This is a genomic window from Hydrogenophaga sp. BPS33 (assembly GCF_009859475.1).
Classification (GTDB): Bacteria; Pseudomonadota; Gammaproteobacteria; order Burkholderiales; family Burkholderiaceae_C; genus Hydrogenophaga.
In genome coordinates this window covers 72,748-84,793 of the sequence record NZ_CP044551.1, presented here as the reverse complement: position 1 = coordinate 84,793, position 12,046 = coordinate 72,748, and the positions used below count along the sequence as shown (strand labels likewise).

8 protein-coding genes and 1 pseudogene are annotated in these 12,046 nt (G+C 62.8%); 6 read left to right on the top strand and 3 right to left on the bottom strand.

Going from position 1 to position 12,046, the window contains the following annotated elements; translation table 11 throughout:
• Positions 1-47: 47 nt before the first annotated feature.
• The 4 genes from F9K07_RS31400 to F9K07_RS31385 all read left to right on the top strand — a co-directional run bounded on the left by F9K07_RS31400 (position 48) and on the right by F9K07_RS31385 (position 2,783).
• A complete protein-coding gene (locus tag F9K07_RS31400; protein ID WP_159597446.1) occupies positions 48-1,235 on the top strand; it encodes an LPD7 domain-containing protein in 1,188 nt (395 codons plus the stop codon).
• 21 nt (positions 1,236-1,256) lie between these two features.
• The gene (locus F9K07_RS31395) at positions 1,257-1,481 is read left to right on the top strand and encodes a hypothetical protein (protein WP_070697993.1); all 225 of its coding nucleotides are present in this window, start codon (positions 1,257-1,259) and stop codon (positions 1,479-1,481) included.
• Between the two features lie 500 nt (positions 1,482-1,981).
• Positions 1,982-2,533 carry an OmpA family protein gene (locus F9K07_RS31390; RefSeq protein ID WP_159597445.1) on the top strand — a complete coding sequence of 184 codons (552 nt, stop codon included), beginning with the start codon at positions 1,982-1,984 and terminating at the stop codon, positions 2,531-2,533.
• 13 nt (positions 2,534-2,546) lie between these two features.
• The gene (locus F9K07_RS31385; RefSeq protein WP_159597444.1) at positions 2,547-2,783 is read left to right on the top strand and encodes a TrbM/KikA/MpfK family conjugal transfer protein; all 237 of its coding nucleotides are present in this window, start codon (positions 2,547-2,549) and stop codon (positions 2,781-2,783) included.
• A 116-nt stretch (positions 2,784-2,899) separates the two neighbouring features.
• Here F9K07_RS31385 and F9K07_RS31380 read toward each other — a convergent pair whose 3' ends face one another.
• The 3 genes and pseudogenes from F9K07_RS31380 to F9K07_RS31370 all read right to left on the bottom strand — a co-directional run bounded on the left by F9K07_RS31380 (position 2,900) and on the right by F9K07_RS31370 (position 9,200).
• Positions 2,900-5,815, bottom strand: coding sequence for a Tn3-like element IS1071 family transposase (locus tag F9K07_RS31380; RefSeq protein ID WP_003158660.1), 2,916 nt, complete (start codon positions 5,813-5,815; stop codon positions 2,900-2,902).
• A 147-nt stretch (positions 5,816-5,962) separates the two neighbouring features.
• A pseudogene (locus F9K07_RS31375) lies at positions 5,963-6,775 on the bottom strand (indolepyruvate oxidoreductase subunit beta family protein); the annotation flags it as partial.
• A gap of 76 nt (positions 6,776-6,851) precedes the next feature.
• Positions 6,852-9,200: a thiamine pyrophosphate-dependent enzyme gene (locus tag F9K07_RS31370; protein ID WP_068685872.1), complete on the bottom strand. Its 2,349-nt coding sequence runs from the start codon at positions 9,198-9,200 to the stop codon at positions 6,852-6,854.
• Positions 9,201-9,477: 277 nt separating this feature from the next.
• Between F9K07_RS31370 and F9K07_RS31365 the strand changes: the two genes are divergently transcribed.
• Together F9K07_RS31365 and F9K07_RS31360 are read left to right on the top strand one after the other, a co-directional pair.
• A complete protein-coding gene (locus tag F9K07_RS31365) occupies positions 9,478-10,302 on the top strand; it encodes a hypothetical protein (RefSeq protein WP_159597443.1) in 825 nt (274 codons plus the stop codon).
• Positions 10,303-10,333: 31 nt separating this feature from the next.
• A complete protein-coding gene (locus F9K07_RS31360) occupies positions 10,334-12,043 on the top strand; it encodes an amidohydrolase (protein ID WP_159597442.1) in 1,710 nt (569 codons plus the stop codon).
• Positions 12,044-12,046 lie beyond the last annotated feature (3 nt).

Genomic DNA, 12,046 nt, shown 5'->3' with positions numbered 1-12,046 from the left:
AACGCGGCGAGAAGGACGGCCAGCCCGCCTACAACGTGTCGTTCACGATGGACAACAAGACCGTGGCGAAGCTCAAGGGTCTTGATGACATCGACCTGGAGAACGCAGTCGGCGAAAAAAATGCGAAGGCAATTCGTGAAGCTGAGGCCGAGAAGGGCACGCTGAAAGGCGCGGCGTTGGCGAATGAGTACGGCCTTTCTCCCGAGGAAAACGCCCGTCGCATAGCCGAAAAGGAGGATCGCAAGCAGGCCGAGTTTGACCGCATGCAACCGGACGATCCGACCGAGAAAAACGTCGTGTCGCACGAGCCGGAAAAGCTCGAAGAAATCGACGTGGACGAGGCACTGGCCCGCGTGGCGCGCATGCGAGAGGCCGAGCGTCAGCAGCGTCTTGCGGCCGAGCAAAACCAGCTCGGGCAGCAGGCCGAGGGCAAGCGCATCAAGGTTGAAAACCTGTCGGAGAAAGCCCAGGAACAAGACGACGCGAATCGCATCGCCGAGCGCACGGGTGCGGATACCGCCTACCCCGAACAGGTATCGACCGAGCGCGAGAAGAACCGGCAAGTGGAACTCATGCAGCAGGTTCACCAGCAGTTCCGCGTCTCCGGCGCGAAGTTCCATTTCAAGGATCAGCCGCAGCGCGTGGCCTTCAAGGACAAAGGCCCGCGCATGGTGTCCGCGTCGAACGATGAGCGTGTCGCGCACGCGATGGCGACGATGGCCGAGGCGAAGGGCTGGAAGACCATTCGCGTTTCCGGTCATCCTGACTTCCAGCGCGAGGTCTGGATGGAAGCGAACCTTCGCGGCATAGAGGTTCGCGGGTTCAAGCCGCAGGAGAAGGACTTGAAGGAGCTGGAAGCCCGCCGCGATCTGCGCTCGAAGAACGTAGTCGAGCATGAGGCCACGCAGACGCGCCAGGACGCGCAGAAAGGCCGCCAGGGCACGCAGCAGGACACCGGCAAGACCCAGGCCGCGCCGCAGCCTGAAAAAGCGCCTGAGCGGTCGGACAAGGCCAAGGTGGTGGCCGCCGTCGCCGCCGAAGTGCTGGCCGAGAAGGTCAAAGACCCGAAGCAGCGGGACGCGATCATGAAGGCCATCAACGAGCGGCTGGAACAGCGCGAGAAGGCCGGCAAGGTGCCCTCGGTGCCGGTGTACGACAAAGCCGCTCCGACCACGCAGCAGCAGCCCGAGCGCAGCCGGCCGCAGGTCGAGCGCAACGCCGAGCGCACCCGTTAATTCACTCTTGGAGACACGACTATGGACTTCTGGAACGAACAGGCCGACCAGCTCGAAAAGGCTCTGCTGGACAACGCGCCGGCCCTGGTGCTGCACTACATCCGCACCGCCTCGCCCGAGGCGGTCGCGGCGCTGGCTGGCGATGCACTGCCGGCCAGCGACAACACGCGGGCGTCGGTGGTCGCCACACTGGCCGCACGACTGGATCAGTCGATGCCGGCCGGCGCGTACTCGCGCAGTGCCTGAATGCAGCCTCACGACACGCTGAAACTGTCTTGGAAACGGCAAAAAGCCTTGCGCGACAAGGCTTTAGCCTACTACATATAATATAGATTATGTAAAATGACCGGCGGATTATGATAGCGCCAGTCTATTGATGGTGACGCCGCGGCCGCCTCGATGCGCGCTCGATGTCACCATTTTTTTGCCCGCCTCTTTCGTTGGTGACAGTTCCGCCGCCGGCGCCGGCGAGATCCGTCACCAATCGCCCGGACGTGGTGACACGGCCAGCCCAGCCAGGCGCGGCGGCCGTCACCATCGGCACGCTGCGCAGCTCCCGTGTGTGGTGACAAACGCATCCAACCTGGTGGATCTGTTTGTCACCAATGCCGGCACGTCGGCCGACCTGGACAGCTCGACGCATGTCGGGCAAGACAATTTCAGCGCCGCGCCTATCCTCAAACGCTACCAAGATGTATAATTTTGGTTCGCAAAAGTCACCAACTAAGGGGTTCAAAATGCGTAGATTGGTCATCATCAGTTGTGCCGCCATGCTTGCCGCGTGCTCGACGCCACCTAAACCGCCGACCGTGGACGGCACGAACCGCACGGCGGTGAATGACGCGGAAACCGCCTCCGTGCTGTCCCTCCGGGCCGATCTGGCCGAAACGAAGCAACGAGTGCGAGAACTGGAACGCCGGCCGGCCGCAGTGCCGGCCGTCGTGCATCCAGCACCGCCGCCCGCGCCGGTTTCGCACACGGTCACGGTTCACTTCCCTTTCAACTCGGCACACTTCCAGCCCACGGCGGCCCAGGAAGCCGAGCTTCTGCCGCTCCTGGCGAATGCTCGCCGGATCGAGGTCAGGGGCCGCACGGATGCCGAGCGCCCGAGTGCTGGCGATGAGCGTATCGCGCTCAAGCGCGCACAAGCCGCCATGAACTACTTGGTGGCCCGTGGAGTTCCCGCGACGAAGGTATCGGTCAACTACCTGTCGGGTGGCGACCATGTAGCGGAAGGCGGCACGGCCGTTGGCCGCGCGCAGAACCGCCGCGTGGAAATCGAGGTTTTCAACCAGTAAGGAGGAATCGACTATGAAGAAGCTCGCCCTTTTGCCGCTCGCGCTCGCGGGCATGTTCAGCGCCACGGCGGCCCAGGCCGACGATGGCCTTTTCACTGGCGACGTGCGCCTCGCGTGCGAAGCCGTCTTGTGCTTGTCTTCGGGCACGCGGCCGAGCGAGTGCGCTCCGTCGTTGAAGCGGTACTTCTCGATCAGTCACAAGAAGCTGTCGGACACGCTGAAAGGGGTCTCCTCGTTTTCAGTGCAATAAGTGACGGTACGAAAAGCTAGCACTGGCGCGGAGGTGGTGTTGGTAGATCGTTGATTTCATTGACTTTCCTGTTCACTTTCAAATCTGCGATTCGTGGCGTCAAACCGTGGTCGGTTTCATCCATTGGTGCCAGTTATCGATGCATTTGGCCGCGAAGGCAGGATTTGGTCAGCATAGCGGTCAACCGGGAAGCGAAACACACCCCGCAAGTTGATGCTCTCCAGCCTGGTGGGCGCAATCTTCCCGATCAGTTCCGGTGGAATGACCTGGCGGCGGTTCGACCAGCGATCCAGGACCGCCTGCATCTGTGAGGTATTCCACGCCATCACGATGTTGGCCATCAGGCTCAACGCATCGGCCACAGCCTGCATTTCATCGACACGTTTGGCCTGCGCCGGGCTGATCCGGCCGGTATAAATGGCGCGCTTGAGGGCGTTAACAGCCTCGCCCCGATTGAGCACCCGGCGCAACTCGTTCCTGAAAGCGTCCTTGACAAAGTAGTCAGCCAAAAACGCCGTACGCAGCAACCGCCCCAATTGCACGCCAGCCTCATAGATTGGATCGCCCTGGGCGGCAGAACCGAACCGCGCAAGAGCTGCCACCGCACTGGCATGTCCGCTCATGACCGAGGCTGCCAGGTGCACCAGACTATCCCAATGCTTTTCGATCAAAGCGACGTCGACATTGGCTTCGCACACCGCAGCGATTTCTGCGGGCACTTTGGTGCCGCGTGGCACAAAGAGGTGGCGCTGTTTGAGTTCCTTCAACCGCGGGCAAAGATCAAAACCAAGCAAACGGGCATGTGACATGGCAAAGTCGGTGTAGCCATGGGTATCCACAGCAAGCTGGCTGGTCTCCAGCTTTTCTTGGCGGATGACACCTTCAATGGCCACGCCCGCCTGGCGCTCATTGAGCACAAAGGGCTGCGCATGGAAGATGCCCCACCGGTCTTTTACATGGGAGTAGATTCCAATGGAAGGTGTGTTGCGCCGAGGATCAAGCCGGGCTTGCCACACCCGTTTGGTGGTCTCCATGGTCATCATGTCAGAAGATGCCAAATCGGACCGCCCCCAGGTGGCGGCAATCGGGTGTCGCTGCATGAATTCCAGCACAGCCTGGCAGGCCTGGCTCAGACGCCGTTCGTCCCGCGCCCAGCGCATGGCCTGGCGAATGCTGGTGGCAGACAATTGCGGAATCATGCGCGCGCATTCGACCGCAGTCAGACTGGTGCCGTGGGCCATGATGCCGGCATAGACCATCAGCAGCTCGTCGGTAGAGCGCGGCTCACGTCCGAGCATGATCCAGCTAAAGCGCACCTGGGCGTCAACGGCCAGAATCACTTCCGGCAATTGAACCTCACCGATGCGGTGATCCAAAGCCGCGCGCAGCTTGGTCACTTCTGGGTCTTCGTCCTCTGCGGGCAATGGCGACAAATGGAGTTCATCATCCACGCGCAGTACGCCACTGCGGGCTGCAGCGGCCACCGCATCGACACCGGCAGTTACTCTGGCCAGCAAAGGCTTCAAGAAAGTGGCAGCCTTGCTGGGTAACGATAGACGGGCATAGTGTTTCTTGGACTCTGCCTGCCAACGCTCGTCCGTGAAGAACAAGCGCGCACGACCCCGAAAGCTCAGGCTGTGCTCAATCCAGACCGAGCCATTGCGCACCGCGCGGCGCAGGGCAAACAGGGTGGCCACCTCCAACGCCTGAAACGCCCGTTCCCGGTCTGGGCTGGAGATCGAAACCTGCCAGATCATTCCCAGACTTGGTGCCACCACTTCAACTGGCAGCTTTCTGGATCCTTTGAGATATAAAGCTTGCAGCTTGGCAAGGTACTCGATGGCAGGATGCTCGCCGGTGGCCTGCCAGGGCAGCTTTGCAATGGCGACGAGCAACGACCGCACGGGGCGAATTCCATCAATCAATCCCTCGCGGACCAGGGAGGCCCTGCTCGGTGGTTTGCGTTTCTGGGTTTCGGTGATCAAGGCTTCAAGACGGGCACGCAACTCAGCATCTGGCACCGCACCTTGCGCGCTCAAGGCAACAAGTTCGCCGAGCAGCGTTTTGTACATTGCGGCCCAATTGACGGTAGCGGGGACATCGGCGGCAGCCTGACGCCACAGATCGGCGATCCGGCGCTGCACCATAAGGATCAACTGGTCTGTGGTGGTGAACAGGCAATACCGAAGAAAGCATGCGACCTCCACGGTGCGCGCTGGCTCTTTGATCTTGGCTCCGGCTGAGGGCGGCCTGGAGACAAGTCGGCGCGCGTAGCGGCGCAAGATGAGATCGGGGATGTCTGCCAGGTGCTTATGAACGTCCAGCGTGTAAAGCAGGTCGATGCGCTCCAGTACCTCGCTGATTTGGCGGGTTGAGTGTTTCGCCGGTGCAGCCCATAGCCAACTCTGCTGGGTTTGTCCATCTGGGCGCAGCTCTGAAACTGAGGCTCGCCAGCGATCAAGTGTTGCTGGATCAACGCTGGCGGCGATGGCGGTGCCTGTTTCAACTTCAAGCTGGGCAAGTGCCGCCGCAATCAGTGTCCGAATTGCCCGCTCGTGCACGATCACCAGCTTGTTCTTGTACAGCCATTGACGCGCCCGCACGAGTAGCTGATCGCGGTCGGCGCAGCGCGCCACTTCGTCGCGCAGTTCACGTACCAGTGAGCGGCGCTGGTGCTCGCTCATCCACTGGAATCCAAGGACCGTGCAGGCTACTTGTTGGTGATCGAATAGCGTGCGCCCGCGTTCATACATGGCTCTCAGCGAGGCGACTTCTGGTGCTGCAATGCCAAGCTCGTTGCCAAGGTGGCGCCACAAGGCTACTGGAATTACCCGAAAGGCACCGAGCAAACGCCCACTCATGCGCAGGAAACCAATATGGAGCGCCAGACCAAGCTTGTGGGAATCACCTCGGCGTGCATTGATTGCGTCGCGCTCGGCACCATCGAAGGTGAAAAATGCCTTCATCTCGAAGTCGCTGATATCGCGGGGGAGCCCACGCATCCCCAAAAACGTTGTGTGCCAACCCTGCATCGTGAACCTCAAAAGTGGGAGGCCACCATACCCGTTTACAAAGCGAACAGGAAAGTCAATGAAATCAACGGTCTACCCAGACCACCCCCGCGCCAGTGCTAGCTTTGCGTACCGTCACTTATTGCACTGAAAACGAGGAGACCCCTAGTCCACGAGACGGCGGACCCCCTCGACGGCGGTGCCGCGCACGCTGGCGGGCAGTTGGAGTGCGCGCGCGACCAGGCGGGCCACGGCGGGGTGGCTCGGCTGAACATCGGCGGCGGCGGACTGCGGCGCACGCGGCTTGGATGGGGGCGCGTCGGTATCGGCCTTGCGCGCTTCGGCCTGGCCCAAGTCGAAGGCCTTGAGGCTGGGCTTGACACCGACACCACCGCGTTCGATGGTCTCTTCGAACTGCTTGCAGCTGAACGGCAGCACCCCCGAGCCGCTCAGGGCGCCGAACAGGACCGCACTGAGCACGCTGCCGGTGCGCTCGGCGGCCTCGGCCATGTCGAAGCTGATGAAGCGCCTGGCCGCCCGTCCGGCCTGTCGCAGGAGAGCGGCGCTGTCGACCCGGCCGTCACCCATCGCCGATTTCTCGGCGATCGAGTAGACGCGGTGCGTGGAAGTGATCAGCGTCGTGTTGTGCGACGTCACGAAGCCCCGCTGGACGGCCCGGCCGGCTTCCATGAGCTCGGAGGCCAGCACGATGTCCACATCCCCGGGCAGTGGCGCCTGGGCGAGCACGGGCGCCCGCGCTCCTGGAACGTCGGCGCCAGGGAACAATTCCACGTAGTAGATCGTCGCACCGGTGCGCTGCGCGACTCCGGGCACGGAGGTGGTCTGGGCGAACCAGCCATTGGCTTCGCCGAGGTCGACGATCCAGTCGGCAAGCACGCCACCGCCTTCGCCACCCATCGCCAGGACGGCGATCTTGATCGGTTCGGTCAGCGTCGCTGGAGGAAGGTCACGGGGGCTCATGGTTCTGGTTGAAGCGAGAGAGGTGGAACGGTTGGTGCATCGGCGTTGGGGCTCGGCTTGCGGTGCGGCATGCCGTTCAGAAGGCGTAGCGGGCGCGGCGGCGGGCATCGCCGCGCTGCAGCCAGCCGATCACGGCGGTGCGCACGCGCTGGAGCAGCCGGTCCCAGCGTGTCGGGTTGCTCACGATCTGGGCGCGGTAGAACGAAGGACAGAGCACGGCTGCATGCGCGACTTCGCCGCAGTTGCCGCAGCCCACGCAGCTGTCGATGACCATGGCCACCGGGTCGGTGCGCAGCGGATCCGGGTTGTCTCGGATGGAGAGCGAGGGGCAGCCCGACAGCCGGATGCAGGAATGGTCGCCCGTGCAGGTGTCGGGATCGACGCCGAAGCGTTCCCGCACCACGCGCTGGCCGTCGGCGAGCGCCTGGCGCACCTGCTTCTTCTCGCGGCGCTGCCGGTTGAGCATGCATTCGCTCTGGGCGATGAGCACCTTGGGGCCTTGCTCGGGCGTGGTCAGCGCCTCGCGCAGCGTGGCCATCATGGCCTTCAGGTCATAGGTGCGCTTGATGGTGCGCACCCAGTCGACGCCCACGCCCTTGACGGCGCGCTCGATCTCGTGGCCCGTGCTGCGCGTTGGATTGAGCGCGCGCGAGGACGGAATGTCCTGGCCGCCGGTGGCCGAGCTGTAGTTGTTGTCGACGATGACGGTCAGATTGTCGCTGCGGTTGAAAACCGCGTTGGCGATGCCGGAGGTCAGGCCGTTGTGCCAGAAGCCGCCATCACCCATGATCGAGATCGCCCGCTTGGCGGCTGGGGCGCTGCCCGGGGCGACGGTGAAGGCAGCCGAGCTGGCGCTGCCCAAACCGTAGCCCATGGTCGTGCTGCCCAGGTTGAATGGCGGCAAGATGGAGAACAGGTGGCAGCCGATGTCGGCGCTGATGTGGTGCGCGCCCAATTCGCGCTCGATCAGCTTGATGGCGGTGAAGATCGGCCGCTCCGGGCAGCCGGTGCACAGGCCCGGAGGGCGTGGATGCACGGTCTCGCTCAACGGCGGGAGGTCGTCAGCTGCGGCAAGCCATCCTTGCTGGTACGCCATGATGCTGCCCACGGGGCTGCCCACGGGGATGCGGTTGCCATCGCCATCGTCCTGGGCATCGTCCTCCAGGTCGCCATCGGCGAAGGCCAGGGCTGGCTGGCGCATCGCCGGCGCCGGAGCTGCGGGCGGTGCGGCGGGCACCGCGATCACGGGAATGCCGATGGGACGCTGGCGCCGTTCGGGCTGGGCCTGGGGTTCGACGAAACCATAGCGCTCCAGGAAGGCGCGCACGCCGGCGAGCACCGTGGCCGTGTTGTAGTCGCCTGCCAGCGGCAGCACGTCCTTGCCGTGCAACTTGGTGTCGATGTCCAGTTGCCGCAGGATGTTGGCCACGTTCTGCTCGACGAAGTTCGGCTGTCCTTCTTCGACGACCAGCACGGCGCGCTTGCCACGGCAGAATCGCTCGAATTCGGCGTCCACCAGCGGATAGGCCACGTTCATGACGTACAGCGGGATCTTCGAGTCGCCATGCACGTTCGCTAGACCGAGCTTCTGCAGGGCACGGATCAGGGTGTTGTAGCCGCCGCCTTGCAGCGCGATCCCGACATCGGCCATGTCCTCCGCGAAGAATTCGTTGAGGCAGCGCTCCTCGATGAAGCGGATGGCCGCGGGCCAGCGCTGCTCGATCTTCTCGCGCTCGTGCAGGAAGGAGGCCGGCGGCAGCACGATGCGGTTGACGTCGCGCGCGGGGTTCTCCAGGGCATCCTTGACCGTGAAGGCCGGCCGGCGGTTGGCCCCGGAGATGAAATGCCCGTGCAGGTGGCAGGAGCGGATGCGCATCTGCAGCATCACGGGCGTGTGGCTGGCCTCGGACAGCTCGAAGCCGTCCTTGACCGACTGGACGATGCTGGGCAGGTTGGGCCGGGGGTCGAGCAGCCACATCTGCGACTTCATCGCAAAGGCGTGGCTGCGCTCCTGCATGATCGATGAGCCCTCGCCGTAGTCCTCGCCCACGATGATCAGCGCGCCACCGGTGACGCCGCCGGAGGCCAGGTTGGCCAGGGCATCGGAGGCGACGTTGGTGCCGACGGTGGCTTTGAAGGTGATGGCGCCGCGCAGCGGGTAGTTGACGGAGGCCGCCAGCGTGGCTGCGGCGGTCGCCTCGCTGGCGCTGTTCTCGAAGCGGATGCCGTGGTCGGCGAGGATGTCCTGCGCGTCGGCCAGCACGTCCATCAGGTGCGAGATCGGCGAGCCCTGGTAGCCGGCCACGTAGGCCACGCCCGATTCCAGCAGCGCCTTGGTCACCGCCAGGATGCCTTCGCCGCGGAACACCTCGCCTTCGCCCAGCCTGAGCTTCTTGACTTCCTCGACGAATGATCGCTCTGCCATCGTGTTCTCCTGTCTTGCTTCGGGTGCTCCGAGCCTTCCGATGAAGGCGACATTTGTGAAGCTTCGCGAGTCGGTGCGCTTCAGCCGGTGCAGCGTTCTGGGTCGATCAAGTGCCATGCCGGCCGCAACCCGCTCGGCGGGATTGGTGTTTTCCCGGATGTACGCATCATTTTTGATCTATGATAATAAAAAAAGACGGTGAATTTGAAGGGTTTTCCCCTAGATCATCAAGTATCGCCGACTAATATAATTAGCCGCAAATAACCTAGGAGACGCGATGAGCGGGAAATTCATTGAAAAGCACGGCATCTGGTCGGATACCCAGAAAGCCGCAGCAGCAGACGTCCTGAATAAAATTGAGAAAGCGGGGCTGCAGATGGTTCGGTTGTCTTGGCCGGATCAGTACGGACTGCTGCGCGGAAAAATGCTGTCGGTCGCCGCGCTCAAGTCGGCATTCGCCAGCGGCTCGGAGATCACGATGGCGCCGTTCTTTTTCGATACCGCCAGCGCCATCGTATTCAACCCTTTCTCTGCCGACGGGGGCCTCGGCAGCGCCGAACTGGCCGGCAGCCCGAACGTCGTGATGGTCCCGGACCCCACCACGTTTCGCATCCTGCCCTGGGCGGATCGCACCGGCTGGATGCTGGCCGACCTTTACATGACCAGTGGGCGCCCGTTCGCGTTGAGTCCGCGCGCCATCCTGAAAAAGGCGCTGGCCGAGATGCAGGACCTGGGCTACGACTACCAGGCCGGCCTCGAGGTCGAGTGGTATCTGACGCGCATCGTCGATCCCTGCCTGGAGCCCGAAACCCTTGGCGGCCCCGGAACGCCTGCGGCGCCTCCCAAGGTGATGCCGGTGGCCAAAGGGTATTCGTACCTGCTGGAGAACCACCTGGACGAGGTCGAGCCCATCATGGCCGAGGTGCGCCAGCACCTGTTGGCCCTGGGGATGCCCCTGCGCAGCATCGAGGACGAGTGGGCGCCGAGCCAGATGGAGACCACCTTCGACGTGATGCCCGGCCTGGAAGCGCCTGCCGCATTAGCCTCGCGCGATCATTCCATTTCATTTCAACCAAGGCGCCAGGGAGATGCCGATGCATAGGGCCATATTTGCTCATTCGCTGCTCGCCGCCATGATGATCGTCGAGCCCGCCCGTGGCGCGCCGGCGCCTCTGTTGGACACTGCCACATCATCCGGTCCGGACCTGATTCTGGCAAACGGACACGTCAAAACACCAGATGGATGGGCGGAAGCGCTGGCGGTCCATGAAGGGGTGATCATCGCGGTCGGATCTTCGGAAGAGGTCGCCAGGCTACGAAAAGACGGCACCCGGACCATTGATCTGGGTGGCCGCACCGTATTGCCTGGGCTGCACGATCTGCACGTGCATCCCATTTATGCCGGGGTGCGCGAGGCACAGTGCAAGATTCCGCAGGGGTCGAACCTCGAACGGACGCTCAACCTCGTAAGGGCCTGTGTCGACAAAGCCAAGCCGGGAGACTGGATCATCGGCGGTCAATGGGATGCTTCGGCACTGGGCAAGATCCCCAACCGAGCCATGCTCGACAAGGTGGCACCCAACAATCCAGTCTATCTGGAGGACACCAGCGGCCACAGCAATTGGGTGAACAGCCAGGTGCTGAAGCTGGCTGGTGTCACCAAAGAGACTCCCAACCCTCCTGGCGGCATCTTCGAGCGCGATGCTGATGGCGTGCCGAGCGGCGTGCAAAGGGAGTCCGCCGTCGATGTCATCTCGCGCATCACCCCCAAGCCGACGTTGGCGCAGGCAGAAGCTGGCCTTAGATGGTCGCTGCAGCAGATGCTGTCGTTCGGCATCACCTCCTTTACCGAAGCCGCTGTCGGCTTCACCGCCGGAGGGGCAACCGAGCTTGCGACCTATGCCGCTATCGCCGATGCTGGTCAGCTGAAGCAAAGGGTGCGCTTGTGCATCACGTGGGCGCCGGGCGTCCCTTCGACCCTGTCGGCGATTGCATCTCGCAACATTTATTCGCGGAATCGACTGGCGGCCGATTGCGTCAAGATCTTTCTCGATGGTGTTCCGACTGATAGTCATACAGCCGGCATGCTGGAGCCCTATGCGGGCGGAGTTGGTGGGCGCAACGATGAAGCCAGCCGCATGGGTCTGTTGCTGATACAGCAAGATGTCCTCGACAAGGCGGTTGCCGATTTCGACAGGCAGGGGCTAACAGTGAAGTTCCACGCAGCGGGAGATGCCGCGGTGCGTGAAGGGCTCAACGCCATCGAGGCTGCCCGCAAGGCCAATGGTTTTACGCCCAATATGCACAATGTCGGACATAATGTATTCGTTGCTCCCGGGGACATCAAGCGGGCACGAGCGATCGGTGCGACCTTCGAGGTTTCCCCTTATCTCTGGGGTCCCACTCCGATCAACGACGACATCACCAAGGCGGTGGGGCCGGAAACGATCGAGCGGGTTTGGCCGGTGCGCGAAATGCTGGAGGCCGATGCCTTGGTCGTGCCGGGCTCCGACTGGTCGGTTGTCCCGTCGGTCAATCCCTGGATAGGCCTGGAGCAGTTGGTTACGCGCCAAAGGTCCGGTGGCAGCGCGGATAGCTTTGGCAAATCCGAGGCGATCAGCTTTGAGCAGGCATTCCGCATCTTCACCGAAAATTCGGCACGGCAGGAAGGAATGGGAAACAAGGTGGGGCGCATCGTTCCGGGAATGCTCGCTGACATTATCGTCACCAATCAAAACCCGTTTGCCGTCCCGCCCACGAAGATCCACGAGACGCGAGTGGACATGACCTTCATTGAGGGCGAGCTGGTCTATCGGGCCGATGTTGGCGAGCCGGCGAAATGAGTG